Below are 25,612 nucleotides of genomic sequence, written 5' to 3' on the forward strand. Positions count from 1 at the left end.
CTGCACCATGCTAGCATCGTCCTCCCCTTTTTTGGCCTAGCTTGTCGCCATGGCCGGGGCCTTCCTGAGTACGCCATGAGCAGCAAAACCTCCCTCGACAAAAGCAGGATCAAGTTCCTTTTGCTCGAAGGTATCCACCCTTCGGCCGTGGAGGTGCTGCGCGCCGCCGGCTACACCAACATCGAGGCGCTGCCGGGTGCGTTGCCCGACGCCGAACTCAAGGCCAAGATCGCCGACGTGCACTTCGTGGGCATCCGCTCGCGCACCCAGTTGACGGCCGATGTGTTCGCTGCCGCGCACAAGCTGGTGGCGGCCGGGTGCTTCTGCATCGGCACCAACCAGGTCGACCTCGACGCCGCCCGCGAACACGGCGTGGCCGTGTTCAACGCCCCGTATTCCAACACCCGCTCGGTGGCCGAGCTGGTGCTGGCCGAAGCCATCCTGCTGCTGCGCGGCGTGCCCGAGAAGAGCGCGGTGGCGCACCGCGGCGGCTGGCTCAAGTCGGCCGACAACGCCTTTGAAATCCGCGGCAAGACGCTGGGCATCGTGGGCTACGGCTCCATCGGCGCGCAGCTGTCGGTGCTGGCCGAGGCGTTGGGCATGCACGTGGCCTTCTACGACGTGGTCACGAAGCTGCCGCTGGGCAACGCTCGCCAGGTGCGCGAGCTGCACCAGCTGCTGGCCCAGAGCGACATCGTGACCCTGCACGTGCCCGAGACCCAGGCCACCCAATGGATGATCGGCGCCGCCGAGATCGCCGCCATGAAGCCGGGGTCGATCCTCATCAACGCCTCGCGCGGCACCGTGGTCGAGATCGAGCCGCTGGCCGAGGCCCTGAAGAGCAAGAAGCTGCTGGGCGCCGCCATCGACGTGTTCCCGGTCGAGCCGCGCACCAACAAGGACGAGTTCCAGTCGCCGCTGCGCGGGCTGGACAACGTGATCCTCACGCCGCACATCGGCGGCTCGACCATGGAGGCGCAGGCCAACATCGGGCTCGAAGTGGCCGAGAAGCTGGTCAAGTACAGCGACAACGGCACCTCGACCTCGTCGGTCAACTTTCCCGAGGTGGCGCTGCCGGCGCACCCGGGCAAGCACCGCCTGCTGCACATCCACCGCAACGTGCCGGGCGTGCTGTCCGAGATCAACAAGATCTTCTCGGACAACAACATCAACATCTCGTCCCAGTTTCTGCAGACGAACGAGAAGGTCGGCTACGTCGTGATGGACATCGACGCGGCCTCGTCCGACCTGGCGCTGGAGAAGCTGGCCAAGGTGAACGGGACGATCCGCAGCCGCGTGCTGTTCTAAGCCCGTTGTCTTTCTCCCTCTCCCGCCGGGAGAGGGCGGCGTGAGGGTCGGCGGCCCCACGCCAAGGCAGGCATCGGGCCTGCCATAGGGAATAGCGGAACGGGAAGGGCAAAGACCCCAAGGCCTGCCCTAAAATCCACCCCCCCGGCTACATGGGCGCGCAGCGCCTGGCCAAGGGCCCCACCCGATGAATGCTCCGACCGCGTTGAATACGCTGTTGTCACAGGCCGCAGAGCCTGTACGACTGCGCGAGATCCCTTACAACTACACCAGCTTCTCCGACCGGGAGATCGTGCTTCGCCTGCTGGGCGAACGCGGCTGGGACCTGCTGCAGACCCTGCGTGCCGAGCGCCGCACCGGCCGATCGGCGCGCATGCTCTACGAGGTGCTGGGCGACATCTGGGTCGTGCAGCGCAACCCCTACCTCGTCGACGACCTGCTGGACAACCCGCGCCGCCGCGGCCAGCTGGTCGACGCCCTGCGCCACCGCCTGGGCGAAGTGCAGAAGCGCCGCACCCCCGACAGCGACCTGCCGCGCGACCAGCTGGTGGGCGAGCTCACTGGCCTCGTCAGCCAGGCCGTCGCCGCCTTCGACGACACCTTCCGCGAAGTCTCCGCCCTGCGCCGCAAGGCCACCCGCGTGCTGCGCCGGCTCACGGCCAAGGACAACATCAAGTTCGACGGCCTTTCGCGCGTGTCGCACGTGACCGACGCCACCGACTGGCGCGTCGAGTACCCCTTCGTCGTGCTGTGCCCCGACACCGAGGTCGAGATGGCCTTGCTGGTCAAGGGCTGCATCGAGCTGGGCCTGACCATCATTCCGCGCGGGGGCGGCACCGGCTACACCGGCGGCGCCATTCCGCTCACGTGGAAGAGCGTGGTCATCAACACCGAGAAGCTCGAGGCCATGACCGAGGTCGAGCATGTGTCGATGCCCGGCCTGGACCACCCCGTGCCCACCATCTGGACCGAGGCCGGCGTGGTCACCCAGCGCGTGGCCGACGCGGCTGAGCGCGCGGGCTTCGTGTTCGCGGTCGACCCGACCTCGGCCGAGGCTTCGTGCGTGGGCGGCAACGTCGCCATGAACGCCGGCGGCAAGAAGGCCGTGCTGTGGGGCACGGCGCTCGACAACCTCGCCTCGTGGCGCATGGTGACGCCGCAGGCCGAATGGCTCGAAGTGACCCGCATCGGTCACAACCTGGGCAAGATCCACGACGCCGAGAGCGCGCTCTTCGAGCTGCAGTACTTCGCCGCCGACGGCAAGACCCCGCTGCGCACCGAGCGCCTCGACATTCCCGGCAAGACCTTCCGCAAGGAGGGCCTGGGCAAGGACGTGACCGACAAGTTCCTCTCGGGCCTGCCGGGCATCCAGAAGGAAGGCTGCGACGGCCTCATCACCAGCTGCCGCTGGGTCGTGCACAAGATGCCGGCGCACACGCGCACCGTGTGCCTCGAATTCTTCGGCAACGCCAAGGATGCGGTGCCCAGCATCGTCGAGATCAAGGACTTCATGTTCGCCGAGCAGAAGCGCTCGGGCGTGCTGCTGGCCGGCCTCGAGCACCTGGACGACCGCTACCTCAAGGCGGTCGGCTACGCCACCAAGTCGAAGAAGCACGGCGGCCTGCCGAAGATGGTGCTGTTCGGCGACATCGCGGGCGACGACGCCGACGCGGTGGCGCGCGTCACCTCGGAAGTGGTGCGCATCGCCAACTCGCGCAGCGGCGAAGGCTTCATTGCCATCAGCCCCGAAGCGCGCAAGAAATTCTGGCTCGACCGCAAGCGCACGGCCGCCATCAGCAAGCACACCAACGCCTTCAAGATCAACGAAGACGTGGTGATCCCGCTGCCGCGCATGGCCGAGTACAGCGACGGCATCGAGCGCATCAACATCGAGCTGTCGCTGCAGAACAAGCTGGCGCTCACCGACGCGCTCGAAGCGTTCTTCACACGCGGCAACCTGCCGCTGGGCAAGACCGACGACGCGCACGAGATTCCTGCGGCCGAGCTGCTGGAAGACCGCGTGGCGCAGGCCGTGGCGCTGGTGCATGACGTGCGCGCGCTGTGGGCCGGCTGGCTGCAGAACGTCGACGCGCTGTTCCCGCAACTGCAGGACCACACCTTGCGCGCAAGCTGGAAGACCCAGCTGCGCCAGCCGCTGCAAGAGATCTTTTCGGGCGCCGAGTTCGGGCCGATCCTGGCCGAGTGCACCGCCATCCACAAGCAGGTGCTCAAGGGCCGCGTGTGGGTCGCGCTGCACATGCACGCGGGCGACGGCAACGTGCACACCAACCTGCCCGTGAACAGCGACAACTACGAGATGCTGCAGACCGCGCACGCCGCGGTGGTGCGCATCATGGCGCTGGCGCGCAGCCTCGACGGCGTGATCTCGGGCGAGCACGGCATCGGCATCACGAAGCTCGAATTTCTGAGCGACGAAGAGCTGCGCCCCTTCACCGAATACAAGGCCCGGGTCGACCCGGAGGGCCGCTTCAACAAGGGCAAGCTGCTGCGCGCGCCCGCGGGGCAAGCGCAGACGCTGCACGCCGACCTGACCAACGCCTACACGCCGAGCTTCGGCCTCATGGGGCACGAGTCTTTGATCATGCAGCAGAGCGACATCGGCGCCATTGCCGACAGCGTGAAGGACTGTCTGCGCTGCGGCAAGTGCAAGCCGGTGTGCGCCACGCACGTGCCGCGCGCCAACCTGCTGTACAGCCCGCGCAACAAGATCCTGGCCACCTCGCTGCTGGTGGAGGCCTTCCTCTACGAAGAGCAGACGCGGCGCGGCATCAGCATCAAGCACTGGGAAGAGTTCGAGGACGTGGCCGACCACTGCACGGTCTGCCACAAGTGCCTCACGCCGTGCCCCGTGAAGATCGACTTCGGCGACGTGTCGATGAACATGCGCAACCTGCTGCGCAAGATGGGCCAGAAGAGCTTTCGCCCCGGCAACGCGGCCGCGATGTTCTTCCTGAACGCGACCAATCCGCAGACCATCAAGGCGGTGCGCGCCGGCATGGTGGGCGTGGGCTTCAAGGCGCAGCGCCTGGCCAACGATCTGCTGAGCCGCCTCGCGAAGAAGCAGACCGGCGCGCCGCCGGCCACGCTGGGGCCTGCACCCATCAAGGAGCAGGTGATCCACTTCATCAACAAGAAGATGCCGGGCAACCTGCCGAAGAAGACGGCGCGCGCGCTGCTCGACATCGAGGACGCCGACTACGTGCCGATCATTCGCGACCCGAAGACGACCACGTCGGAAACCGAGGCGGTCTTCTACTTCCCGGGCTGCGGGTCGGAGCGGCTGTTCTCGCAGGTCGGTCTGGCCACGCAGGCGATGCTCTGGCACGCGGGCGTGCAGACCGTGCTGCCGCCGGGCTACCTGTGCTGCGGCTATCCGCAACGCGGCAGCGGCCAGTTCGACAAGGCCGAGAAGATGATCACGGACAACCGCGTGCTCTTCCACCGCGTCGCCAACACGCTCAACTACCTCGACATCAAGACCGTGGTGGTGAGCTGCGGCACCTGCTACGACCAACTGCAGGGCTACCAGTTCGACAAGATCTTCCCGGGCTGCCGGATCATCGACATTCACGAGTACCTGCTCGAAAAGGGCATCACCCTGGCCGATGCCGGCGGTGGCGGCTACCTGTACCACGACCCCTGCCATTCGCCGATGAAGCTGCAGGACCCGATGAAGACCGTGAAGGCGCTGGTCGGCGACAACGTGCTCAAGAACGACCGCTGCTGCGGCGAGTCGGGCACGCTGGGCGTGTCGCGGCCCGACATCTCGACGCAGATCCGCTTCCGCAAGGAAGAAGAACTGAAGAAGGGCGAGGCTGAATTGCGCGAGAGCGGCGCTGTCGGCGCGACCGGCAACGTGAAGATCCTCACCAGCTGCCCAAGCTGCCTGCAAGGCCTCTCGCGCTACGGCAACGACCTGAACAACGGCCTGCTCGAAGCCGACTACATCGTGGTCGAGATGGCCAACAAGCTGCTCGGCGACGACTGGATGCCGAAGTACGTGGCGGCCGCCAACCAGGGCGGCATCGAGCGGGTGCTGGTATGACGGCCGTGGCGGGTTGCCCGCTGTGCGATGCGCCCGGCGGGCGCATCGTGTTCGAAGGCGCGAAGCTGCGCGTCATCCATGCGCAGGAAGAAGGCTTTCCGGCCTTCTACCGCGTGGTGTGGCGCGACCATGCGGCGGAGTTCTCCGACCTCGACGCAGCCGACCGCGTGCTGTGCATGGAAGCCGTGGTGCGCGTCGAGCAATGCCTGCGTGACGCGCTCGCGCCCACCAAGCTCAACATCGCCGCGCTCGGCAACATGGTGGCGCACCTGCACTGGCATGTGATCGCGCGCTTCGACTGGGACAGCCATTTTCCCGGGGCGGTCTGGGCCGCCGTGCAGCGGACGGCGCCGGCCGAGCGGCTGGCAGCCGTGCAGGCGCTGCTGCCGCAGGCGGAGGCCGACATGGTCTGCCGGCTCGCGACGCTGGCCTGAGGCCCTCGTTTTTTTCTCAGCTGGCCGCGGCGGTGCGCGTCGCGCTGCCTGCCTTGCGGTCCGCACAGGCCTGTTTGAATTCCGGCGTGGCGCGCGTTTCCTTCGAGAAGCGCTTCGAGGCCACGCTGCCGTCCCTGCACACGCGATCGAGTTCAGTCTGCGCGCTCCTGTTGCCCGCATGCGCGGCATGGGCCAGCAGACGCACCGCGTGGAAGGGCACGCCCGAGGTGCTGGACGACGCGGTGGCTGCAGCGGTCGTCGGCTGCGGTGTTGCGGCGGCCTTGACCGGTTCCGCGGGCAGCGTGCGCGCGGTGCTGGCCGAGGTCGGCAGGCGCTCGACGGCGGTGAAGTCGCCGCTCTTGCCGGCGCGCTCGACCATCTGCCGGTAGCTGTCCATCATGAACGACGTGTCCTTGGGCGTCAGCTCCTTTGCCGGCTTGGCGAGGTAGGCCGCGACCTCGGGTGGCAGCGCCGCGTTCACGGTGCTCAGTTCATGCGCGCCGCCGAAGCCGCGCGAGCCCGCCTGCGCGGCATGCGCTGCGTCGTCGCCCAGCGCCATTGCGCCCTTGGCGGCCACGCCCGTCGCACCTTCGGCCGCCACCGCCCCGGCGCCGACTGCCGCCCCCTTGCCCGCCACGCCAGCCGCCTTGCCGGCGGTTGCAGCTTTGCCCGCCGCCTTGCCGATCAGGCCCCAGAAAGCGTGGGCGGGTGGGGTGAGGGCCGCGCCCGCGAGCGCGGCGCAGAGGACGAGGGCGGCCCGGTTCGGACGCGACAGGAGCGGGTGGAAGCGTGTGCGTGACGGCATGCCGCAATGCTAAGCGCAGGCAGCGGGCACGCCGCGGCGGAGCGCGCGGCATACTGCGCGACTCCGATCCCTTTTCTCTCTTCTCTTCCTTCGAACGGATTCCCCATGGCAGGTTTGCAAGCCGGCGCGCCGACGCCCCAATCGATCACCGTGCACGGCCAGTCGCGCGTGCTCGAAGTCGGCTTCTCGGACGGCGCGACCTTCCGCATTCCCTTCGAGCTGATGCGCATCTATTCGCCGTCGGCCGAAGTGCAGGGCCACGGCCCGGGGCAGGAGGTGCTGCAGACGGGCAAGCGCGAGGTCGAGCTGGTCGGGCTGGAACCGGTCGGCAACTACGCCGTGCAGCCCGCCTTCAGCGACGGCCACAACTCCGGCATCTACACCTGGAGCCTGCTGTACGAACTGGGCGCTCGGCAGGCTGAACTGTGGGCCGACTACGAACGGCGCCTGGCCGCGGCCGGCGTGGACCGCGATGCGCCGATGGCCGACAAGGGCGGCAGCGCCTGCAGCAGCCACTGAGCGCGAGACCGAGGGTAAACATACCCTGTTGCTATTGAAAAGATAGCCTTACACATAGCAAAGACGCGCGTTGCGGCGGCTCTGCGTTGGAGGAAAAAGCAACAAATGTCCGCCGTGCCCGCGGGGTCGTCGCCTTGAAGGAATGCCTTCCGGCCTAACATCGACCGCATGAGTACAACCCACTTCGGCTTCGAGAAAGTCGACGAAAGCGAGAAGGCGCAACGCGTTCGCGGCGTCTTCGACTCGGTGGCCTCGCGCTACGACATCATGAACGACCTGATGTCGGCCGGCCTGCACCGGGCCTGGAAGGCCTACACCGTGATGGTCGCGAACGTGGGCGAAGGCTCGCGCGTGCTCGACATCGCGGGCGGCACCGGCGACCTCGCGCTCGCCTTCTCGAAGAAGGTCGGCGCCACCGGCCAGGTGGTTCACACCGACATCAACGAAGCCATGCTGCACACCGGCCGCAACCGCCTGCTCGACGCCGGCGTGGTGCTGCCCACCACGGTCTGCGACGCCGAAAAGCTCCCCTTTCCCGACGACCACTTCGACGTGGTCACCGTGGCCTTCGGCCTGCGCAACATGACGCACAAGGACGTCGCGCTCAAGGAGATGAACCGCGTGCTCAAGCCGCGCGGCAAGCTGCTGGTGCTCGAGTTCTCGAAGGTCGCGAAGCCGCTCACGAAGGCCTACGACTGGTATTCGTTCAACGTGCTGCCGCGCCTGGGCAAGCTCGTGGCCGGCGACGACGCGAGCTATCGCTACCTGGCCGAATCGATCCGGATGCACCCCTCGCAAGAGGAGCTCAAGACCCTCATGAAAGAGGGCGGTTTCGGACATGTGGACTATCACAACATGACGGGGGGAATTGCAGCCCTCCATGTTGGAATCAAGTGTTGATCACGATGACGACGCGATTTTTTCGCTCAAGAGGAGACGGCATGAAGAGTTTGGGTTCTTTGTTTTTGGCGGCTGCGCTGGTGCTGGTGAGTGTTCAGGCGGAAGCCGCTCGCATGGGCGGCGGCAAGTCTGTCGGTCGCCAGTCGTCCAACGTGACGCAGCGCCAGGCCACGCAGCCTGCGGCCCCCGCGCAGCAGAACGCGACCAATGCGGCGCCGAAGCCCGCAACGCCCGCCGCCGCTGCACCGAAGCGTCCGTGGGGCGCGATGCTTGGCGGTCTCGCCGCCGGCCTGGGCTTGGCATGGCTCGCGAATTCGCTGGGCCTGGGTGCCGGCTTCGCCAACATCCTGCTGATCGCGCTGCTGGCCTTTGCTGCGCTCGCGGTGTGGCGCATCTTCAAGGCGCGCTCGGCCGCGTCGTCGGGCAATGCCAACCGCCAGGGTGCTTTCGCGTTCCAGGGCGCCGGCAACCCCGCCGATGCACGCGCACCGGCACAGTACAGCCCGGCCAACGTCGGCAACGACGCCTCGGCACGGCCGTGGGAGCGCAACGCCACGGCGTTCGATGCCACGCCCGCCGAGTCGGAACGCCACGGCAGCAGCCTGTCGGCCGCGGGTGCCGCAGCCGGTGGCAGCATGATCGGTTCGGCCCTCGCCGGTTCGCAGTCCTGGGGCGTCCCCGCGGGCTTCGATGCCGACGGTTTCCTCACCGCCGCCAAGCGCAACTTCGTGACCCTGCAAGACGCCTGGGACCGCGCCGACGTGTCGATGCTGCGTTCCATGATGACCGACAGCATGGTTGAAGAGATCCGCACGCAACTGGCCGATCGCGCCAGCCACACCGGTGGTTCGTCGAACAAGACCGAAGTCGTGATGCTCGACGCCAAGCTGCTCGGCATCGAAGAGCTGCCCGACGCCTACATGGCGAGCGTGGAGTTCTCCGGCATGATCCGCGAAGACGCCTCGGCAGGCCCGGCTCCGTTCCGCGAAGTCTGGAACATGACCAAGACCGGCAGCGCTGGCTGGTTGGTGGCAGGCGTGCAAGCGCTGCAGTGACAAAAACCTGAGCTGCGGCCGTCACCCGGCCGTAGCACTGACGGGATAATGGGGACCATGGCTACACCATCGTCCCCTTTTTCTTTGCTCGGCGACCTGTTCAACCGCATCGGCGAACGCCTGCAACCGCCGGACTGGGCGGTCCACGAGATCCAGCACCGCGTGGTCCTGTTCATGAACCATGTGCTGCAGCAGGAGCCCGAAGCACAGCAGCGGCTGCTGCGCCAGCAGGGCCGGGTGGTGCGCTTCCAGTGGCGCTTCGTGACGATGGAGCTGGTGGCCACGCCGGCCGGCCTGCTCGACTTGGCACCTGCCGGGTCCACGCCCGAACTCACGCTCACCGTGATCGATGACTCCCCCTTCGACATCGCCCGCGCCACGCTGCGCGGCGACAAGCCTTCCGTGCAGATCGTCGGCGACGTGCAGCTCGCGGCCGAGGTCAACTGGCTGGTCGACCACGTGCGCTGGGACGTCGAAGACGACCTGGCCCGCGTGATCGGCGATGTGCCCGCGCACACGCTGGGCAATGGCGTGCGCCGCGTGGTGGGCGCGCTGCGCCAGTTCGTCGGCGACCGCTCGGCCCCTGCGGTCGGTGCGGGCGGTGCGGCAGGCCGCGCCGAATGAGTCGCTTCTATCGCGGCCTGTTCATCGTCTGGGTCGCACTGCGCTATGGCCTGGACGAGCTCGTGCTCACGAGCTTCCAGAAGCCCTGGCTGCGCGTGGTGGCACGCATCGTTTCTGTCGGGCGCAACCTCGACGCGCCGCGCGGCCAGCGCCTGCGCGAGGCGCTGGAGCGGCTGGGCCCGATCTTCGTGAAGTTCGGCCAGGTGCTGTCCACGCGCCGCGACCTGCTGCCGCCCGACATCGCCGACGAGCTGGCCTTCCTGCAGGACCGCGTGCCGCCGTTCCCTTCGGCAGTGGCCATTGCGACCATCGAACGTGCCTTCCGCCGTCCGGTGAGCGACGTGTTCGTGCAGTTCGACGAAACGCCCATTGCCAGCGCATCGATCGCGCAGGTGCACTTCGCGACCATCCGCACCAACCAGGGCGAGATCCGCGACGTGGCGGTGAAGGTGCTGCGCCCCAACATGCGCGGCGTGATCGAGAAGGACCTCGCGCTCATGGCCATGATGGCCGGCTGGATCGAAGGCCTCTCGGCCGACGGCAAGCGCCTGAAGCCGCGCGAGGTGGTCGGCGAGTTCGACAAGTACCTGCACGACGAGCTTGACCTCGTGCGCGAGGCGGCCAACGCCGCGCAGCTGCGGCGCAACATGGCCTCGCTCGACCTGGTGCTGATCCCCGAGATGTTCTGGGACTTCTGCCACCCCGAGGTGATGGTGATGGAGCGCATGAACGGCGTGCCCATTGCCCAGCTCGACAAGCTGCGCGCGGCCGGCGTCGACATTCCCAAGCTCGCGCGCGATGGCGTGACGATCTTCTTCACGCAGGTGTTCCGCGACGGTTTCTTTCACGCCGACATGCACCCGGGCAACATCCAGGTGAGCCTGGCGCCCGAGACCTTCGGTCGCTACATCTCGCTCGATTTCGGCATCATCGGCACGCTCACCGAGTCCGACAAGGAGTACCTCGCGCAGAACTTCGCGGCCTTCTTCCGGCGCGACTACAAGCGTGTGGCCGAGTTGCACCTCGAAAGCGGCTGGGTGCCGCAGGGCACGCGCATCGACGAGCTCGAGGCCGCGATCCGCACTGTCTGCGAGCCGTACTTCGACCGGCCGCTGAAGGAAATCTCGCTGGGCATGGTGCTGATGCGCCTGTTCCAGACTTCGCGCCGCTTCCACGTCGAGATCCAGCCGCAGCTCGTGCTGCTGCAGAAGACGCTGCTGAACATCGAGGGCCTGGGTCGCAGCATCGACCCCGAGCTCGACCTCTGGGCCACGGCCAAGCCGTTCCTCGAGAAGTGGATGCTCGACCAGATCGGACCGAAGAAGCTGTTCCAGCAGCTGCGGGCCGAGGCGCCGCGCTACGCGAAATTGCTGCCGCAGTTGCCGCGTCTGCTGCACGATTTCCTGGAAAATCGGCCGCCCGATCACCGCCGCGAGTTGATGGAGTTGCTGGCCGCGCAGAAGCGCACCAACCGGCTGCTGCAGGCCATCCTTTATGGCGGCATCGGATTCGTCCTGGGTTTGCTCGCCATGCAACTGCTGGTGCGCGTGCGTTTGTTCTAGAGGCTGGAGGAGTTTCACCGTGTTGTTGACGCTGGTCATCGTCTATCTGCTGGTCACCATCGCCATCGGCCTGTATGCGGCCAAGCGGGTGAAGAACACCACCGACTTCGCGATCGCGGGGCGGCACCTGCCGCTGTTCATGATCGTCACGACCACCTTCGCGACCTGGTTCGGGTCCGAGACGGTGCTCGGCATCCCGGCCAAGTTCATCGAAGGCGGGCTGAGCGGCGTGGTCGAAGACCCGTTCGGTGCGGGCACCTGCCTGATCCTGGTGGGCCTGTTCTTCGCGGGCAAGCTGTACCGCATGACGCTGCTGACCATCAGCGACTACTACCGCGAGCGCTACGGCCGCAGCGTGGAAGTGGCCTGCTCGCTGATCATCATGCTGAGCTACCTGGGCTGGGTGTCGGCGCAGGTCACGGCGCTGGGGCTGGTGTTCAACGTGCTGTCGGCCGGTGCGATCAGCATTCCGGTGGGCATGGTGATCGGTGTGGTCTCGATCCTGGCCTACACGCTGTTCGGCGGCATGTGGTCGGTGGCCGTGACCGACTTCATCCAGATGATCATCCTGGTCATCGGCCTGGCGGTCATCGCGATGTTCGCGGGCGACATGGCCGGTGGCGCCGACAAGGTGATCGCCTTCGCGGTCAGCAAGGACCTCTTCAAGTTCTGGCCCGAGCCCAACTGGCACGACATGGTGTTCTTCTTTGCCGCGGCCATCACGATGATGCTGGGCTCCATTCCGCAGCAGGACGTGTTCCAGCGCGTGATGTCGGCCGACAGCGTCAGGGCCGCCACGCGCGGCCCGGTGATCGGCGGCGTGGCGTACATCCTGTTCGCCTTCGTGCCGATGTTCCTCGTGGCCAGCGCGCTGCTCATCATGCCGGAGGAGGTGGTCGTGCTGCTGAAGGAAGATCCGCAGAAGGTGCTGCCCACGCTGGTGCTGCAGAAGATGCCGTTCGTGATGCAGGTGCTGTTCTTCGGCGCGCTGCTGTCGGCCATCAAGTCGACCGCCTCGGCCACCTTGCTGGCGCCCAGCGTCACCTTCACCGAGAACATCTGGCGCCAGTTCCGCCCGGCCGGCACCGACCGCGAAAACCTGATGACGATGCGCATCACGGTGCTGCTGTTCAGTGCCGCCGTGCTGGCCTACGCCATTCGCATGCAGGGCACGCCGATCTACGAACTGGTGTCGGGCGCCTACCAGGTGCCGCTGGTGGGGGCCTTCGTGCCGCTGGTCTGCGGCCTGTACTGGCGCCGCGCCACCACCCAGGGCGCCATCGCCTCGATCGCCGGCGGCATCGGCGTCTGGTTGCTGTTCATGGCGATGCCCTGGGGCACCGCCTTCCCGGCGCAGCTGGCGGGCGTGCTGTCCGCGTTCGTGGGCATGGTCCTCGGTTCGCTGCTGCCGCAATGGATAGTGGACACTCACACGCCGCACCGCCTCCTGGCGACCGAGCCGGCCTGACGAAGGGTGGGGCCGCACCCCGTGCGGCCCTGTGGGCGGGGGCGCCCCTATAATCGAGGGCTTTGCGAGCGGCAGCTGCGTCGCTCATTTCCACCCCGATTCCCCATGCCCATTTACGCCTACAAGTGCAGTTCCTGCGGCTTTGCCAAGGACGTTCTGCAGAAGATGTCGGACACGCCACTCTCGGTGTGCCCGGAATGCGGTGCGAGCGCATTTGAAAAGCAGGTCACGGCCGCCGGCTTCCAGCTCAAGGGCTCGGGCTGGTACGTGACCGACTTCCGCGACGGCGGCGGCAAGAAGTCCGAGGCCCCCACCGCGCCCGCGGCTTCCGGCAGTGGCGACAATGCCAAGCCGGCCGACACGTCCTCGTCTTCTGCAGCCAGTCCCGCACCGGCGCCCGCGCCTGCGCCGGCCCCCGCTGCTGCTCCGGCTGCCGCCAAGAGCGGCGACTGACGGAACCCTTTCATGTCCGCCCTGCGCAAATGGTTGTTCTCCGGCTTGCTGGTGATCGTTCCGCTGTTCATCACCCTGGCGGTGCTGAAGTGGATCATCGACACGCTCGACCAGACGCTGTGGGTGCTGCCGGGCGCATGGCAGCGTTGGCTCTACGACAACAACATCCGCGGACTCGGCGTGCTGCTCACGCTGGCCATCCTGCTGGTGGTCGGCGCCATTGCGAGCAACTTCGTCGGCAAGCGCCTGCTCGGCTGGGGCGACGCCGTGGTGCGGCGCATTCCGGTCGTGCGCTCGATCTACTCGAGCGTCAAGCAGGTGTCGGACACGCTGTTCTCCGAGAACGGCAACGCATTCCGCACGGCAGTGCTGATCCAGTGGCCGCGCGAGAGCGTGTGGACCATTGCCTTCGTGACCGGCGCGCCGGGCAACGAAGTGGCCGAGTACCTGGGCACCGAGGAATTCCTCAGCGTCTACGTGCCGACCACGCCCAACCCCACGGGCGGCTACTTCGTCATGCTCAAGCGCAGTGACTGCGTCGAACTGAAGATGAGCGTGGACGAAGCGCTCAAGTACATCGTCTCGATGGGCGTGGTCGTTCCAGGCGGCCCCTCCTCGGTGGCGATCAAGCCATCCAACTCATAAAAACGAACGCGCCACGACGGCGCCGGAAGTCCTTCCTATGGCCATGCGTACTCACTATTGCGGTCTTGTGACCGAAGCCCTGTTGGGCCAGACCGTCACCCTGTGCGGGTGGGTCAACCGTCGCCGTGACCACGGCGGCGTGATCTTCATCGACGTGCGCGACCGCGAAGGCTACGTGCAGGTGGTGTGCGACCCCGACCGCGCCTCGACCTTCGCCGTGGCCGAGAACCTGCGCAACGAGTTCTGCGTGCAGATCACCGGCCTCGTGCGCTCGCGCCCCGAAGGCACGACCAACGACAGCCTCAAGAGCGGCAAGATCGAAGTGCTGTGCCACGAGCTGAAGGTGCTGAACCCGTCGGTCACGCCCCCGTTCCTGCTGGACGACGACAACCTGTCGGAAACCACCCGCCTCACGCACCGCGTGCTCGACCTGCGCCGCCCGGCCATGCAGCGCAACATGATGCTGCGCTACAAGGTGACGATGGAAACGCGCAAGTTCCTCGACGCCAATGGCTTCATCGACATCGAGACGCCCATGCTCGGCAAGTCCACGCCCGAAGGCGCGCGCGACTACCTCGTGCCCAGCCGCGTGCACGACGGCAGCTTCTTCGCGCTGCCGCAGTCGCCCCAGCTCTTCAAGCAACTGCTGATGGTGGCCGGCTACGACCGCTACTACCAGATCGTGAAGTGCTTCCGCGACGAAGACCTGCGCGCCGACCGCCAGCCTGAATTCACGCAGATCGACATCGAGACCTCGTTCCTCTCCGAAGAAGAAATCCGCGAGATGTTCGAAGGCATGGTCCGCACCATGTTCCGCAACGCCGCGGGCATCGACCTGCCGGTGTTCCCGACCATGAGCTACGCCGACGCGATGTTCAAGTACGGTTCGGACAAGCCCGACCTGCGTGTGAAGCTCGAATTCACCGAACTCACCGAGCTGATGAAGCGTGTCGAGTTCAAGGTGTTCTCGAACGCCGCCACCATGACTGGCGGCCGCGTCGTCGCACTGCGCGTGCCCGGCGGCGGTGCCGAGGGCGGCATGTCGCGCGGCGAGATCGACGCGTACCAGGAATTCGTGAAGATCTACGGCGCCAAGGGCCTGGCCTACATCAAGGTCAACGACGCAGCCGCCGGCCGCGAAGGCCTGCAAAGCCCGATCGTCAAGAACCTCGACGACGCCACGCTGGCCGAGATCATCGCCCGCACCGGCGCGTGCAACGGCGATATCCTGTTCTTCGGTGCCGACAAGGAAAAGGTCGTCAACGACGCCATCGGCGCGCTGCGCGTGAAGATCGGCCACAGCCCCTTCGGCAAGAAGGCCGGCCTCTTCGACGACCGCTGGGCACCGCTGTGGGTGGTCGACTTCCCGATGTTCGAGTTCGACGAGGAAGGCCAGCGCTGGTCGGCCGTGCACCACCCGTTCACCGCACCGAAGGACGGCCATGAAGACCTCATGGACACCGCGCCCGAGAAGTGCATTGCCAAGGCCTACGACATGGTGCTCAACGGCATCGAGATGGGCGGCGGTTCGGTGCGTATCCACCGCGAGGAAGTGCAGAGCAAGGTGTTCCGCGCGCTGAAGATCAGCGCCGAAGACGCACAGCTCAAGTTCGGCTTCCTGCTGGACGCGCTGCAGTACGGCGCCCCGCCGCACGGCGGCATCGCCATTGGCCTGGACCGCCTCGTCATGCTCATGACCGGCGCCGAGTCGATTCGCGACGTGATCGCCTTCCCCAAGACCCAGCGCGCGCAAGACCTGCTGACGCAGGCGCCGAGCCCGGTCGACGAGAAGCAGCTGCGCGAACTGCACATCAAGCTGCGCAACACGCCGCAAGCCGCGGCCTGAGGCCGGCAGGTTGGCACGGACAGGGTGATTGGCTAAAATGGCTAATCACTCCCCGGAGCCAGCCATGCAGATCACCGCCACCGAAGCCAAGAACCGATTCGGCTACTACCTCGGCCAGGCCGAGCGTGAACCGGTGCACGTAATGAAGAACGACCGCGTGGCGGTCGTTCTTGTTTCCGCGGCGCGCTTTGCGGAACTCGAGGCGCTGGAGCAAAAGAAATCGATGGCGCAGCGCAAGCGCGAGTTCAATGCGGAATACAAGGACTGGATCGCCGCACAGAACGAACTGGTGGAGAAGCACGGGCTGTGGTGCGAGGGCATGGTGGCCTGGCAGGACGCGCCTTGAATGGCACAGTTCGACATCTACGAGAACCCTCGGCTCGAGGCGCGCCGGACGGTTCCCTACGTCGTTGATGTGCAAAGCGGCCTGCTCGATCATTTGTCGACGCGCCTTGTCATTCCCGTGTTTCGTGTCGGTGCGCGCCAGGCACCAGTCAACTTGTGCCCGACCGTGGACATGGACGGAGAGACGTTGTCCTTGATGCCGCACCTGGCAGCCCCTCTGTCGGCAAAACTTCTCAAGAAACCAGTCGCCTCGCTCGCTCCCCGCGCCGGTGAGGTGGCAGCGGCATTGGATGCTGTGCTCAGTGGCTTCTGATCCGAGCCCCTTCAAGATCCCCGAGTCGGTCTTGGTCGTGATCCACACGCCCGCGCTCGATGTGCTGTTGATCCGGCGCGCCGATGCCCACGAGTTCTGGCAGTCGGTCACCGGCAGCAAGGATGCCCTCGACGAGCCGCTCATGCTCACCGCGGCGCGCGAAGTGGCCGAGGAAACAGGCATCCAGTGCGGCGAAGGTACGCCGCTGGCGTCGCAGCTGGTCGACTGGCAGCTGCGCAACATCTACGAGATCTACCCCGGCTGGCGTGCGCGTTACGAGCCCGGCATCACCCACAACACCGAGCACCTGTTCGGCCTGTGCGTGCCCGAGCGCCTGACGCCCGTGCTCGCCGTGCGCGAGCACACCGACTGGCAATGGCTGCCGTACCGCGAGGCGGCCGATGCGTGTTTTTCCCCGTCCAACGCCGAAGCCATTCTGTTGCTGCCAGAATTTGCGCGATGAATCCACCGGCAGCCTCCGCAGCGCACAACCTCCGGGTCGCGACCTACAACATCCACAAGGGTGTGCAGGGCATCGGGCCGGCACGCCGGCTCGAGATTCACAACCTGGGCCACGCCATCGAGCAGCTCGATGCCGACATCGTCTGCCTGCAGGAAGTGCGCAAGATGAACCGGCAGGCCGCCGCGCGCTTTCCGCGCTGGCCCGAACTGCCGCAGGCCGACTTTCTCGCGCCCGAGGGCTACACGGCCGTCTACGAGACCAACGCCGTCACGCGCCACGGCGAGCACGGCAATGCGCTGCTCACGCGCTGGCCGGTGATCCGCACCAGCCACCAGGACATCTCCGACCACCGCTTTGAACAGCGCGGCCTGCTGCACGCGGTGATCGAGGTGGAGGGCCGCCCGATCCACGCCATCGTGGTGCATCTGGGACTCATCAAAGGCAGCCGCGTGCGGCAGGTGGCCCGGCTGCGCGAGTTCATCGAGCGCGAGGTGCCGGCCGACGAGGCCGTGGTGGTGGCCGGCGATTTCAACGACTGGGGCGCGCGCATGCGCTACGCCATGAATGCCATGGGCCTGCGTGACACCAGCGACCTGCGCGGCCCGCGCACGCTCACGTACCCCTCGCGCTTGCCGGTGGCGCAGCTCGATTTCGTCTACGGGCGCCAGCTCGAGCCGCTGTCTTGCTCCGTTCCACGCGGCCCCATTTGGGCCCGCATGTCCGACCACCTTCCGCTGGTAGCCGACTTCGCGTTGGCCTGAGCTCGCCCCCAGGCTTCGCGCACTGCGTGTCGCTTCTCCAACCCCCTACCGGGGGCAACACCTGCGGCCCGGCAAAGCCGGTTCCGCGGTGTTCCCCCTCTGGCGGTGCTGAAAAAGGGTTCACTGATACCATCCGCAGATGCTGAGGAAAACCGACGTCGAACCGCTTCCCGATCGAAAAGACGATGACGATGACGAGGGCACCCCCGTCTCCGTCAAGATCCGCGAGCGACTGAATGCAGCGCGCAAGCGTTTCCACGCCAACGACAACATCGCCGAGTTCATCCAACCCGGTGAACTGGAGTCGCTGCTCGACGAGGTCGAGGTCAAGATGAAGGGCGTGCTCGAGAGCCTGGTCATCGACGTCGAGAACGACCACAACACCGACAACACCGCGCGCCGCGTGGCCAAGATGTACCTCAACGAGGTGTTCCGCGGCCGCTACGTGCCGCCGCCGCCGCTCACCGAGTTTCCCAACGCCGAGCACCTGAACGAGCTGATGATCGTCGGCCCGATCACCGTGCGCAGCGCCTGCTCGCACCACTTCTGCCCGATCATCGGCAAGCTCTGGATCGGCGTGATGCCCAACGAGCACACCAACGTGATCGGCCTGTCGAAGTACGCGCGCCTGGCCGAATGGGTCATGGGCCGTCCGCAGATCCAGGAAGAAGCCGTGGTGCAGCTGGCCGACCTGATCCAGGAAAAGACGCAGCCCGACGGCCTCGCGCTGGTCATGGAAGCCGAGCACTTCTGCATGGCCTGGCGCGGCGTGAAGGAAATGGACAGCAAGATGATCAACTCCGTCATGCGCGGCGTGTTCCTCAAGGACCCGAGCCTGCGCCGCGAATTCCTTTCCCTGTTGCCAAGAAAGAGCTGAGCCATGCTGGTCCGTCTTCTTTACGCCAGCCGCGCCGTCGATACCAGCCCCGAGGCCATCGAGGCGATCCTCGCGAAATCGCGCACGCACAACCCGGCCTGCGGCATCACCGGCATCCTCTGCTACGGCGCCGGCACCTTCCTGCAGGCCATCGAGGGCGGGCGCGACGCCATCAGCGATCTCTACGGCCACATCCAGCGCGATGCGCGCCACAAGGACGTGGTGTTGTTGCATTACGAAGAAATCTCCGAGCGCCGTTTCGGCGGCTGGACGATGGGGCAGGTCAACCTCTCGAAGCTCAACGCCTCGACGCTGCTGAAGTACTCCGAAAAGCCCGAACTCGACCCCTACAAGGTCTCCGGCAAGGTCTCGCTCGCGCTGCTCGAAGAACTGATGGCGACCGCCGCCATCGTCGGCCGCCACTGATCCCGGTTCCACCGGGGTGCCACTCTCTGCCTTTGCGCTGATCCTGCTCGCCGGGGTCATTCACGCCAGCTGGAACATCGCCGCCAAGAAGGCGAACGGCGACTCGCGCTTTGCGTTCCAGAGCGGCGTGTTCATGGCCGTGGTCTGGGCGCCCGTGGGCATCACGCTCGGTTGGAGCGTCGTGCCGACCTGGGGCACGAAGGAGTGGACGTTCATCGTGCTGAGCGGCGTGCTGCACGTCTTCTATTACGTCGTGCTGCTGCGCGGCTACCGCAAGTCGGACCTCACGGTGGTGTACCCGCTGGCACGCGGCTCGGGGCCGCTGCTCTCGTCGCTGGTCGCGATCCTGTTCCTCGGCGAGAAGATCAGCCTCGTCGGCGTGGCCGGCATCTTCGGCGTGGTGCTCGGCGTGTTCCTGGTGGCCGGCGGCCCGCGCCTCTTTCACAAGAAGCACGACCCGGTGCAGCGCGAGCGCGTGCAGAAGGGCATGCGCTACGGCGTGCTGACCGGCGCCTTCATCGCGGCCTACACGATCACCGACAGCTACGCCGTCAAGTTCCTCGCGATGTCGCCGATCCTGCTCGACTACATGAGCAACTTCGTGCGCCTCGTGCTGCTGCTGCCCGCCGCGCTGCAAGACCGCGCGACCACCGCGCGCATGTGGCGCGAACAGTGGAAGTACGCGTTGCTGGTGGCGGTGATCAGCCCCGTGTCGTACGTGCTCGTGCTGTACGCGGTGCAGCAAGCGCCCATCTCGCACGTCGCGCCCGCGCGCGAGGTGTCGATGCTGTTCGCCGCGCTGATCGGCGGGCACCTGCTGCGCGAAGGCGATCGCATGCTGCGGCTGCTGGGCGCGCTGTTCATCGCGGCCGGCGTGATCGCGCTCGCACTGGGTTGACCGAAGGCGGGCGATGCTCTTCGGCTGCGATTTCTCGAGCGCACCGACCGCCCGCAAACCCATCGTCGTGGCCGTCGGCGAGATGGCCGGCGCCGATGTCGTCGCGCTGACCGGTCTGCATCGCTTCACCACGCTCGACGCGTGGGGCCAGTGGCTCGACCACAGCACGCCCGCCTGGGTCGGCGGCTTCGACTTTCCCTTCGGCCTGCCGCGTGAGCTGGTCGAGCACCTGCAGTGGCCCACCGCATGGGATGCGCTGATCGCCCACTACGCCGCCCTGAGCCGCGCCGAAATCCGCGACACCTTCGCCGCCTTCTGCGCGGCGCGCCCGGTCGGCGGCAAGTTCGCGCACCGCGCGACCGATGCCCCGGCGGGGTCGAGCCCGTCGATGAAATGGGTGAACCCGCCGGTGGCCTACATGCTGCACGCCGGCGTGCCGCGCCTGCTCGCGGCGGGCGCGACATTGCCGGGCCTGCACACGGGCACGCACAAGGACCGCATCGCGCTGGAGGCCTACCCGGGCCTGCTGGCGCGTGAACTCATCGGCCGGCGCAGCTACAAGAGCGACGACCTCGCGCGCCAGTCGCCCGAGCGCGAGATCGCGCGTGCCGACCTGCTGGCCGCACTCGAGGCCGGGCAGACACGGCTCGGCCTGCGGCTCCGACTCACAGCCGCGCAGCGCGAAGGGCTGCGCGCCGATGCCAAGGGCGACGAACTCGATGCGGTGCTGTGCCTGCTGCAGGCCGCGTGGGCCCGCCAGCGCGCCGACAGCCCGGGGCCCGGCTACGGATTGCCGCAGGCCATGGACCCGCTCGAAGGCTGGATCGTCAGCGCCTGAGCCGCCTGCCGTCGCTTGCTTGTCCTACAGCGCTTCGGGCCTGCGGCGACACCCGGGCGCAGGCGGTGGGGGCTAGATTGATGGGCGTGGACCAAGCCGGTCCATGCATTCATTCCGACCGCAGGAGGATTTCCCATGACAACGTCGAACCGTTCCCTCGCTTCCTTTGCCACCTCGCGCACCTGGCTCGCCGTGCTCGCAGCCGGCGCCGCGCTGACCCTGGCCGCCTGCGACAAGCCGGGCAACCAGACAGCAGGCGAGAAGCTCGACAGCGCCGTCGCCAAGACCGAGCAGGCGGCCTCCGATGCCAAGGCCAAGACCGAACAGGCCGCGACCGACGCCAAGACTGGCATGGCCGGCGCCACGGCCGATGTGAAGGAAGCCGCCAAGGACGCCACCGCCGCGGTGACCGCCACGGTCGACGATGCCGCGATCACCGCCTCGGTCTCGGCCGGCCTGGCCAAGGACCCCGACCTGAGCGCGATCAAGATCGACGTCGACACCAAGGGCGGCACCGTGAGCCTCAAGGGGCCGGCACCGACGGCCGCCGCCAAGTCGCGCGCCGAGGAAATCGCCAAGGCCGTGCAGGGCGTGAAGTCGGTGAACAACCAGCTTGAAGTGAAGGGCTGACCGGTCCTTCCGCCAGAAACAGAAAAGCCCTCTTCGCGAGGGCTTTTTCTTGGGTGCGCAAAGAGCGCGCAGGCCTGAACGTCAGGGCGGGTCTTGTCGCGGCAGGCGCGCGGGCTTCTGCAGCAGCGTGTTGACCAGGTCGGCCACGTCGGAGGTCTTGAGCACCGCCGCGATCACGGCCGTGGCCGAGAGCAGCCGCCAGGGCCGCACGAGCACCAGAAGCGAGCCCGTGGCTGCCGCGGCGGCCATGAGCTTGACGGGCTCCGTGCGGGCGTAGTGTTCGAGCAGAGGGCGGGCCAGCTGGCCGGCCGCGTGCGCGGGATGGCGACGCCACCAGCGCTGCACCACGCCGCGCGCCATGGCGCTCCAGACGTTGTGGCGGCGCCCCGGCGAGGCGGGAGGCCCATCATCGGCGTCGGTGTGTGCGTATTCGAGATCGTCGTCGGCGTCACCGGCGGCAAAGGCGCGATGGGGCGCGGGTGCGTCCGGCTCGCCACCGTTCAGTTGCCGCACGAGCGCGCGGCGCGAAATGGCCAACCGCTGCTGCGGCGTCAGCTGCGATGCGGCAGGGCGGCGTGGGTCAGGGCTGCTCATGGCGGGCTCCGGCGGCGTGCAGCGCGTCGAGGTCCGCGGCCAGCTGGGCGCGCAGATCGTCGAAGCCGTAGTTCGGACTCGGGCGGGTGGCGATCCAGGTGCAGATCGCCGCAATCACCACCGCCACCGCGGGCACCACCACCAGCACCCAGTGGAAGCTGCCGTGCAGCACACCGAGCAGCACGGCCACGCCGATCAGCCCGAGCGCCAGCACGGCGGTGGCCACGGCCAGGACGCCCGCGACCAGTCGGGCGACGAGGCCGCGTCCCGCCACGGCACTCTCCTGCCGGGCAAGGGCCGCGTAGTTGGCGATGTGATCGGCAATGAGCTCCGGGTGCCCGAGCACCGTCGAGAAGATCGGATGAAGCATGTGCGAGGGTGGTCGGGCGGGGTCGGTCGGTCAGTCAATCAATGGCGATGCAACGGATCAGTAGTCGTCGCGGCTGCGGCGGCTGGCCAGCACGATCAGCGCCGTGATGGCGGCGCCGGCCGCAGCGGCCAGCAGCACCGAGCGCACGGGCTGGTCGGAGATGTAGCGGCCCGTCACGTCGGCGGCCTGTTCAATGCGGCGGTGGGCGCGGGCGCTGGTGGTCGAGGCGGCGTCAAGGCCGCGTTGCACTGCTTGCTGCACGCGTGCGGCCAACTGCTCGACACCCGGCTCGGCGTCGCGGCGCAGTTCGCGGACCTTTTCACCCGCCGCATTCACCGCGTTCTGAGCGTAGGCGCGGGTGGTTTCTGCCGCTTCGTGAGCGGTCTGGCGCACGTCGTCGGCGAGTTGCGAAGGGGTCTTGGTCGTGTTCATGGGAGAGTCCTTTCCGGGAAGATGAAATGCGGGAGCCTATGGATCGTAACTACGCTACTTGCGTCGTAGCAAGCCGGCCAGGAAGCTGGCGATGGCGAGCACGGCAAAGATGATGAAAAGGACCTTGGCGATCCCCACCGCGCTGGCGGCGATGCCACCGAAGCCGAAGACGGCAGCGATGAGTGCGATGACCAGAAATACCACGGCGTAGTGCAGCATGCGGAACTCCTTCGAGGCTTCCCTCTTTTATGGTTTGAAACCGCGCATCCGACAGCAGAACCCAAGAAGCGATGCTGCACCGGATGACACAGGAACCACCTTAAAGGCAGGGCCGCGCCGGCCCTGTCAGCGACCGGGGCGGGGGAGCGTAGGAGGCGACCGAGTCGCCGCAGGCCGTGGCGTGAAGAAATGCCACCGGCTGCGTCAGGCACTGCGCGACGTGGGGGTGTCGAGGCTCGCCGGCGTGCCGGCCTGCGGCGTGGGCTTCACCACCGGCAGCATCGCGCTGAGCCGCGTGCCCTGCCCCGGCGCCGAGGTGATGGTGAGCTTGCCGCGTGCCGCCTCGACCCGATGGCGCATGCCCGCCAGGCCGTGCGTCGACGGGCGCATGCGCTGCGCGTCGAAGCCCTTGCCGTTGTCGGCCACTTCCACGATCACGTGGTTGGCGTAGTTCTTCAGCACGATGGTGGCTTCGGTGGCCTCGGCGTACTTGCCGATGTTGGTGAGGCTCTCTTGCACCATGCGGTAGATCGTGAGCTGGCGCGATTCGTCCATGGTCACGGGCTCCAGCGCCATCTCGATCTCCAGCCCCGAGCGCTCCCCGAACTCGCGCCCCAGGATTTCCAGCGAGGCGACCAGCCCGAGGTTGGAGAGCGACGAAGGCCGCAGGTCCTCGATGATGCGGCGCTTGAGCGCGATGCCGCTGTTGAGCAGTTCGGTCAGATGCTGCAGCCGCTGAATGGCATCGGGCGCGTCGGCCAGCCGCGACTTCAGCCGCGCCACGTCGAGCTTGGCGGCCGTGAGCAGCGAGCCCAGCTCGTCGTGCAGCTCGCGCGCCAGGTAGCCGCGCTCGGTCTCGCGCACGTCCTGCAGGTGGGTGGCTAGCTCGCCCAGCGAGGCCGTGCGTTCGCGCACCTCGTCTTCGAGCGCATTGCGTTCGCGCTGCAGCGCCTCCTGCTGGCGCTCGCCGATGGAGCGCAGCGCGTGCGTCTGGCGCAGGTACAGGAAGAAGGCGATCAGCGCAGCCAGCGCCACGATGCCGGTGCCGATGCGTGCCAGCTGCAGCGACTTCATCACCTGCAGCTGGCCGGCGTGCAGCGTCGCGTTGCTGGCCTTCACCAGCTCGTTGGCGGTGGCGCGGATGGCTTCCATCTCCTCGCGCCCGACGTCGGTGGTCATGACGAACTTCCAGGCGTCCTCGTTGCCCTCGTGGCGCAGCCGCACGCTCATGTCCATCTCGGCGATCTTGCGCAGCACGTGCTTGGACAGCTCGGTCAGCTGGGTGCGCTCGGCCGGGCGCTCGGCGTACAGCTGGCGCAGCGTGGCCAGGTTGCCGTCCACCTGCTTCACGGCCACGTCGTAGGGCTGGCGGTAGGCGGCCTCGCCCGTGAGCAGGAAGCCGCGCTGGCCGGTTTCGGCGTCCAGCATGTTCTGCAGAATCTGGTTGAGCGTGCCCCGGATCTGCTGGGCTTCGTCGATGTCCGCCAGGGCGCGGCTCGACTGCCGGTATCCTGCCTCGTTGATGCCCACGAGGGCCAGTGCGGCCAGCGCCGCGAGCAAGAGGCTCACGGCCATTTTTTGGGGGGCTAACCAGTGCATGTCACCCTTAGGGTCGCATTCAATGCAACTTCGTGAATAATTGATAACAATCAGGGACCGGCATGCTGCGGCTTCCAAAGCAGCAGTACAACGACGAAAGTAACAGATGATCAAAATTGGAATTGTGGACGACCACGCCATCGTGCGATCGGGCCTCCGGCAGTTCTTCTCCGAGCACGTGGACCTGCGCGTGGCGGGCGAAGCAGCCAGTGGCCGTGAAGCCATCGAGCTGGTGCGCACGACCGAGCTGGACGTGCTGGTGATGGATCTGTCCATGCCGGGACAAAGCGGTATCGATGCACTCGCCATGATCCGCGCCAAGGCGCCGGACGTGGGCATCCTGATCCTCAGCGGCTACCCCGAGGAGCACTACGCGATGAACCTGATCCGTCAGGGCGCCAGCGGCTACCTCAACAAGGAATGCGATCCCATCGAGATCGTGAACGCCATTCGCACTATTTCGCTGGGCCGGCGCTACATCACGCCCGCCGTGGCCGAACTGCTGGCCCGCCAACTCGACCGCAAGGACGACGCCGCGCCGCACGAGCAGCTCTCGGAGCGCGAATTCCAGGTGTTCCTGAAGCTGGCCAAGGGCGAAACCGCCGGCGACATCGCCAAGACGCTGTCGCTGTCGGTGAAGACGGTGAGCACCTACCGCACGCGGCTGATGGAGAAGATGAACCTGTCTTCCAACAGCGACCTGACCTACTACGCGCTGAAGAACAAGCTCATCGATTGAGCAACAAAGACTAGGCATCGCCGGGTGGCCGCAGCGCGGCGGCCTGGCGGATGCAGAAATCGACCAGCGCGTCGATTTCGTTCGACTTGTCGAACACCGCGTCGACCCCGAACTCGGCGCAGCGGCGCCGGATGTCGGGCGTCGCATAGTTGCTGAGCACCACCACCGTCTGGCCGGGCTTGCGCGACTGGCAGGCCTGAAGGATGCCCAGGCCACTCCCTTGCTTGAGAAAGAGATCGACGATGGCCAGGTGCCACTCGTCGGCATGGTCGCGCAGCCAGTCGCGCGCCTGCTGCTCGTTGTCGGTGAAGCCGACCACCGTGGTGCAGGTGAGCTCTTCCAGAGTGCCGATGAGGTTTTCACGGATCGTGGGGTTGTCTTCGACAACATAGGTCTGCAATCTGGAATCCATGCCGAACCGCG

Annotated in this window: 29 protein-coding genes; 22 read left to right on the forward strand and 7 right to left on the reverse strand. The window is 66.9% G+C overall.

Annotated elements, in window-relative coordinates:
- Nucleotides 1-75: 75 nt before the first annotated feature.
- The 3 genes from serA to CY658_RS04210 all read left to right on the forward strand — a co-directional run bounded on the left by serA (nucleotide 76) and on the right by CY658_RS04210 (nucleotide 5,808).
- Nucleotides 76-1,308: a phosphoglycerate dehydrogenase gene (serA, locus tag CY658_RS04200; protein WP_101488989.1), complete on the forward strand. Its 1,233-nt coding sequence runs from the start codon at nucleotides 76-78 to the stop codon at nucleotides 1,306-1,308.
- 187 nt (nucleotides 1,309-1,495) lie between these two features.
- Entirely contained in the window at nucleotides 1,496-5,374 is a 3,879-nt protein-coding gene (locus CY658_RS04205) for a DUF3683 domain-containing protein (protein ID WP_101488990.1), read from the forward strand.
- Nucleotides 5,371-5,808: an HIT family protein gene (locus CY658_RS04210; protein ID WP_101488991.1), complete on the forward strand. Its 438-nt coding sequence runs from the start codon at nucleotides 5,371-5,373 to the stop codon at nucleotides 5,806-5,808. Before CY658_RS04205 ends, CY658_RS04210 begins: the two co-directional genes overlap by 4 nt.
- A 16-nt stretch (nucleotides 5,809-5,824) precedes the next feature.
- Here the strand turns inward: CY658_RS04210 and CY658_RS04215 are convergent, their stop codons facing one another.
- Nucleotides 5,825-6,613: a hypothetical protein gene (locus CY658_RS04215; RefSeq protein WP_101488992.1), complete on the reverse strand. Its 789-nt coding sequence runs from the start codon at nucleotides 6,611-6,613 to the stop codon at nucleotides 5,825-5,827.
- Between the two features lie 105 nt (nucleotides 6,614-6,718).
- On the opposite strand from CY658_RS04215, the gene CY658_RS04220 reads away from it, so the two are divergent.
- From CY658_RS04220 to CY658_RS04305, 18 genes are all read left to right on the forward strand, one after another.
- Nucleotides 6,719-7,132: a gamma-butyrobetaine hydroxylase-like domain-containing protein gene (locus CY658_RS04220; protein ID WP_101488993.1), complete on the forward strand. Its 414-nt coding sequence runs from the start codon at nucleotides 6,719-6,721 to the stop codon at nucleotides 7,130-7,132.
- Nucleotides 7,133-7,300: 168 nt separating this feature from the next.
- Nucleotides 7,301-8,032, forward strand: coding sequence for a bifunctional demethylmenaquinone methyltransferase/2-methoxy-6-polyprenyl-1,4-benzoquinol methylase UbiE (gene ubiE, locus CY658_RS04225; RefSeq protein ID WP_101488994.1), 732 nt, complete (start codon nucleotides 7,301-7,303; stop codon nucleotides 8,030-8,032).
- Between the two features lie 41 nt (nucleotides 8,033-8,073).
- Nucleotides 8,074-9,087: a Tim44 domain-containing protein gene (locus CY658_RS04230; RefSeq protein WP_101488995.1), complete on the forward strand. Its 1,014-nt coding sequence runs from the start codon at nucleotides 8,074-8,076 to the stop codon at nucleotides 9,085-9,087.
- Between the two features lie 57 nt (nucleotides 9,088-9,144).
- Nucleotides 9,145-9,711 (forward strand): ubiquinone biosynthesis accessory factor UbiJ, encoded by a 567-nt coding sequence (locus CY658_RS04235; protein WP_101490220.1) that lies wholly within the window; start codon nucleotides 9,145-9,147, stop codon nucleotides 9,709-9,711.
- The gene (gene ubiB / locus CY658_RS04240; RefSeq protein ID WP_101488996.1) at nucleotides 9,708-11,273 is read left to right on the forward strand and encodes a ubiquinone biosynthesis regulatory protein kinase UbiB; all 1,566 of its coding nucleotides are present in this window, start codon (nucleotides 9,708-9,710) and stop codon (nucleotides 11,271-11,273) included. Before CY658_RS04235 ends, ubiB begins: the two co-directional genes overlap by 4 nt.
- A gap of 19 nt (nucleotides 11,274-11,292) precedes the next feature.
- Nucleotides 11,293-12,741: a sodium:solute symporter family protein gene (locus CY658_RS04245; RefSeq protein WP_101488997.1), complete on the forward strand. Its 1,449-nt coding sequence runs from the start codon at nucleotides 11,293-11,295 to the stop codon at nucleotides 12,739-12,741.
- Between the two features lie 105 nt (nucleotides 12,742-12,846).
- Complete coding sequence (locus CY658_RS04250; RefSeq protein WP_101488998.1) at nucleotides 12,847-13,194, forward strand: FmdB family zinc ribbon protein; 348 nt, start codon at nucleotides 12,847-12,849, stop codon at nucleotides 13,192-13,194.
- A 12-nt stretch (nucleotides 13,195-13,206) separates the two neighbouring features.
- A complete protein-coding gene (locus CY658_RS04255) occupies nucleotides 13,207-13,839 on the forward strand; it encodes a DUF502 domain-containing protein (RefSeq protein WP_101488999.1) in 633 nt (210 codons plus the stop codon).
- 37 nt (nucleotides 13,840-13,876) lie between these two features.
- Nucleotides 13,877-15,685 (forward strand): aspartate--tRNA ligase, encoded by a 1,809-nt coding sequence (gene aspS / locus CY658_RS04260; RefSeq protein WP_101489000.1) that lies wholly within the window; start codon nucleotides 13,877-13,879, stop codon nucleotides 15,683-15,685.
- 64 nt (nucleotides 15,686-15,749) lie between these two features.
- The gene (locus tag CY658_RS04265; RefSeq protein WP_099792284.1) at nucleotides 15,750-16,031 is read left to right on the forward strand and encodes a type II toxin-antitoxin system prevent-host-death family antitoxin; all 282 of its coding nucleotides are present in this window, start codon (nucleotides 15,750-15,752) and stop codon (nucleotides 16,029-16,031) included.
- The gene (locus CY658_RS04270; RefSeq protein WP_101489001.1) at nucleotides 16,032-16,343 is read left to right on the forward strand and encodes a CcdB family protein; all 312 of its coding nucleotides are present in this window, start codon (nucleotides 16,032-16,034) and stop codon (nucleotides 16,341-16,343) included. It abuts the gene before it with no gap.
- A complete protein-coding gene (gene nudB / locus CY658_RS04275) occupies nucleotides 16,321-16,806 on the forward strand; it encodes a dihydroneopterin triphosphate diphosphatase (RefSeq protein ID WP_101489002.1) in 486 nt (161 codons plus the stop codon). The genes CY658_RS04270 and nudB overlap by 23 nt, the downstream gene beginning before the upstream one ends.
- The gene (locus CY658_RS04280) at nucleotides 16,803-17,567 is read left to right on the forward strand and encodes an endonuclease/exonuclease/phosphatase family protein (protein ID WP_101489003.1); all 765 of its coding nucleotides are present in this window, start codon (nucleotides 16,803-16,805) and stop codon (nucleotides 17,565-17,567) included. The genes nudB and CY658_RS04280 overlap by 4 nt, the downstream gene beginning before the upstream one ends.
- A gap of 139 nt (nucleotides 17,568-17,706) precedes the next feature.
- Nucleotides 17,707-18,444 carry a GTP cyclohydrolase I gene (folE, locus tag CY658_RS04285; RefSeq protein ID WP_101489004.1) on the forward strand — a complete coding sequence of 246 codons (738 nt, stop codon included), beginning with the start codon at nucleotides 17,707-17,709 and terminating at the stop codon, nucleotides 18,442-18,444.
- A 3-nt stretch (nucleotides 18,445-18,447) separates the two neighbouring features.
- On the forward strand, nucleotides 18,448-18,870 hold the full coding sequence (locus CY658_RS04290) for a BLUF domain-containing protein (RefSeq protein ID WP_101489005.1): 423 nt from the start codon (nucleotides 18,448-18,450) through the stop codon (nucleotides 18,868-18,870).
- A gap of 16 nt (nucleotides 18,871-18,886) precedes the next feature.
- Entirely contained in the window at nucleotides 18,887-19,768 is an 882-nt protein-coding gene (locus tag CY658_RS04295; protein ID WP_101489006.1) for a DMT family transporter, read from the forward strand.
- Nucleotides 19,769-19,781: 13 nt separating this feature from the next.
- Complete coding sequence (locus CY658_RS04300; protein WP_101489007.1) at nucleotides 19,782-20,606, forward strand: DUF429 domain-containing protein; 825 nt, start codon at nucleotides 19,782-19,784, stop codon at nucleotides 20,604-20,606.
- Between the two features lie 135 nt (nucleotides 20,607-20,741).
- Nucleotides 20,742-21,236, forward strand: coding sequence for a BON domain-containing protein (locus CY658_RS04305; protein ID WP_101489008.1), 495 nt, complete (start codon nucleotides 20,742-20,744; stop codon nucleotides 21,234-21,236).
- Nucleotides 21,237-21,317: 81 nt separating this feature from the next.
- Here the strand turns inward: CY658_RS04305 and CY658_RS04310 are convergent, their stop codons facing one another.
- The 5 genes from CY658_RS04310 to CY658_RS04330 all read right to left on the reverse strand — a co-directional run bounded on the left by CY658_RS04310 (nucleotide 21,318) and on the right by CY658_RS04330 (nucleotide 24,426).
- Nucleotides 21,318-21,830, reverse strand: coding sequence for a hypothetical protein (locus tag CY658_RS04310; RefSeq protein WP_101489009.1), 513 nt, complete (start codon nucleotides 21,828-21,830; stop codon nucleotides 21,318-21,320).
- Nucleotides 21,817-22,200 (reverse strand): hypothetical protein, encoded by a 384-nt coding sequence (locus tag CY658_RS04315; protein WP_101489010.1) that lies wholly within the window; start codon nucleotides 22,198-22,200, stop codon nucleotides 21,817-21,819. Before CY658_RS04315 ends, CY658_RS04310 begins: the two co-directional genes overlap by 14 nt.
- A gap of 57 nt (nucleotides 22,201-22,257) precedes the next feature.
- Nucleotides 22,258-22,632, reverse strand: a complete 375-nt coding sequence (locus CY658_RS04320; RefSeq protein ID WP_101489011.1) for a hypothetical protein — start codon at nucleotides 22,630-22,632, stop codon at nucleotides 22,258-22,260.
- Nucleotides 22,633-22,686: 54 nt separating this feature from the next.
- On the reverse strand, nucleotides 22,687-22,851 hold the full coding sequence (locus CY658_RS04325; RefSeq protein ID WP_070063586.1) for a DUF1328 domain-containing protein: 165 nt from the start codon (nucleotides 22,849-22,851) through the stop codon (nucleotides 22,687-22,689).
- A 204-nt stretch (nucleotides 22,852-23,055) separates the two neighbouring features.
- Nucleotides 23,056-24,426 (reverse strand): CHASE3 domain-containing protein, encoded by a 1,371-nt coding sequence (locus CY658_RS04330; RefSeq protein ID WP_101489012.1) that lies wholly within the window; start codon nucleotides 24,424-24,426, stop codon nucleotides 23,056-23,058.
- A 130-nt stretch (nucleotides 24,427-24,556) separates the two neighbouring features.
- On the opposite strand from CY658_RS04330, the gene CY658_RS04335 reads away from it, so the two are divergent.
- The gene (locus CY658_RS04335; protein WP_007837167.1) at nucleotides 24,557-25,189 is read left to right on the forward strand and encodes a response regulator; all 633 of its coding nucleotides are present in this window, start codon (nucleotides 24,557-24,559) and stop codon (nucleotides 25,187-25,189) included.
- A 10-nt stretch (nucleotides 25,190-25,199) separates the two neighbouring features.
- Here CY658_RS04335 and CY658_RS04340 read toward each other — a convergent pair whose 3' ends face one another.
- Nucleotides 25,200-25,601, reverse strand: coding sequence for a response regulator (locus tag CY658_RS04340; RefSeq protein WP_101489013.1), 402 nt, complete (start codon nucleotides 25,599-25,601; stop codon nucleotides 25,200-25,202).
- Nucleotides 25,602-25,612 lie beyond the last annotated feature (11 nt).

This window comes from Variovorax sp. RO1, from assembly GCF_002849325.1.
In the GTDB taxonomy this organism is placed as follows: Bacteria; Pseudomonadota; Gammaproteobacteria; order Burkholderiales; family Burkholderiaceae_C; genus Variovorax.

Coding starts and splice junctions, on each gene's coding strand:
- CY658_RS04340 (WP_101489013.1), bottom strand. CDS start 25,601: ATGGATTCCAGATTGCAGACCTATGTTGTCGAAGACAACCCCACGATC.
- CY658_RS04250 (WP_101488998.1), top strand. CDS start 12,847: ATGCCCATTTACGCCTACAAGTGCAGTTCCTGCGGCTTTGCCAAGGAC.
- aspS (WP_101489000.1), top strand. CDS start 13,877: ATGGCCATGCGTACTCACTATTGCGGTCTTGTGACCGAAGCCCTGTTG.
- CY658_RS04335 (WP_007837167.1), top strand. CDS start 24,557: ATGATCAAAATTGGAATTGTGGACGACCACGCCATCGTGCGATCGGGC.
- CY658_RS04315 (WP_101489010.1), bottom strand. CDS start 22,200: ATGCTTCATCCGATCTTCTCGACGGTGCTCGGGCACCCGGAGCTCATT.
- nudB (WP_101489002.1), top strand. CDS start 16,321: ATGCTGTGCTCAGTGGCTTCTGATCCGAGCCCCTTCAAGATCCCCGAG.
- CY658_RS04255 (WP_101488999.1), top strand. CDS start 13,207: ATGTCCGCCCTGCGCAAATGGTTGTTCTCCGGCTTGCTGGTGATCGTT.
- CY658_RS04310 (WP_101489009.1), bottom strand. CDS start 21,830: ATGAGCAGCCCTGACCCACGCCGCCCTGCCGCATCGCAGCTGACGCCG.
- CY658_RS04235 (WP_101490220.1), top strand. CDS start 9,145: ATGGCTACACCATCGTCCCCTTTTTCTTTGCTCGGCGACCTGTTCAAC.
- CY658_RS04215 (WP_101488992.1), bottom strand. CDS start 6,613: ATGCCGTCACGCACACGCTTCCACCCGCTCCTGTCGCGTCCGAACCGG.
- CY658_RS04320 (WP_101489011.1), bottom strand. CDS start 22,632: ATGAACACGACCAAGACCCCTTCGCAACTCGCCGACGACGTGCGCCAG.
- ubiB (WP_101488996.1), top strand. CDS start 9,708: ATGAGTCGCTTCTATCGCGGCCTGTTCATCGTCTGGGTCGCACTGCGC.
- CY658_RS04265 (WP_099792284.1), top strand. CDS start 15,750: ATGCAGATCACCGCCACCGAAGCCAAGAACCGATTCGGCTACTACCTC.
- CY658_RS04290 (WP_101489005.1), top strand. CDS start 18,448: ATGCTGGTCCGTCTTCTTTACGCCAGCCGCGCCGTCGATACCAGCCCC.
- CY658_RS04300 (WP_101489007.1), top strand. CDS start 19,782: ATGCTCTTCGGCTGCGATTTCTCGAGCGCACCGACCGCCCGCAAACCC.
- ubiE (WP_101488994.1), top strand. CDS start 7,301: ATGAGTACAACCCACTTCGGCTTCGAGAAAGTCGACGAAAGCGAGAAG.
- CY658_RS04210 (WP_101488991.1), top strand. CDS start 5,371: ATGACGGCCGTGGCGGGTTGCCCGCTGTGCGATGCGCCCGGCGGGCGC.
- CY658_RS04325 (WP_070063586.1), bottom strand. CDS start 22,851: ATGCTGCACTACGCCGTGGTATTTCTGGTCATCGCACTCATCGCTGCC.
- serA (WP_101488989.1), top strand. CDS start 76: ATGAGCAGCAAAACCTCCCTCGACAAAAGCAGGATCAAGTTCCTTTTG.
- CY658_RS04280 (WP_101489003.1), top strand. CDS start 16,803: ATGAATCCACCGGCAGCCTCCGCAGCGCACAACCTCCGGGTCGCGACC.
- CY658_RS04205 (WP_101488990.1), top strand. CDS start 1,496: ATGAATGCTCCGACCGCGTTGAATACGCTGTTGTCACAGGCCGCAGAG.
- CY658_RS04305 (WP_101489008.1), top strand. CDS start 20,742: ATGACAACGTCGAACCGTTCCCTCGCTTCCTTTGCCACCTCGCGCACC.
- CY658_RS04220 (WP_101488993.1), top strand. CDS start 6,719: ATGGCAGGTTTGCAAGCCGGCGCGCCGACGCCCCAATCGATCACCGTG.
- folE (WP_101489004.1), top strand. CDS start 17,707: ATGCTGAGGAAAACCGACGTCGAACCGCTTCCCGATCGAAAAGACGAT.
- CY658_RS04230 (WP_101488995.1), top strand. CDS start 8,074: ATGAAGAGTTTGGGTTCTTTGTTTTTGGCGGCTGCGCTGGTGCTGGTG.
- CY658_RS04330 (WP_101489012.1), bottom strand. CDS start 24,426: ATGGCCGTGAGCCTCTTGCTCGCGGCGCTGGCCGCACTGGCCCTCGTG.
- CY658_RS04270 (WP_101489001.1), top strand. CDS start 16,032: ATGGCACAGTTCGACATCTACGAGAACCCTCGGCTCGAGGCGCGCCGG.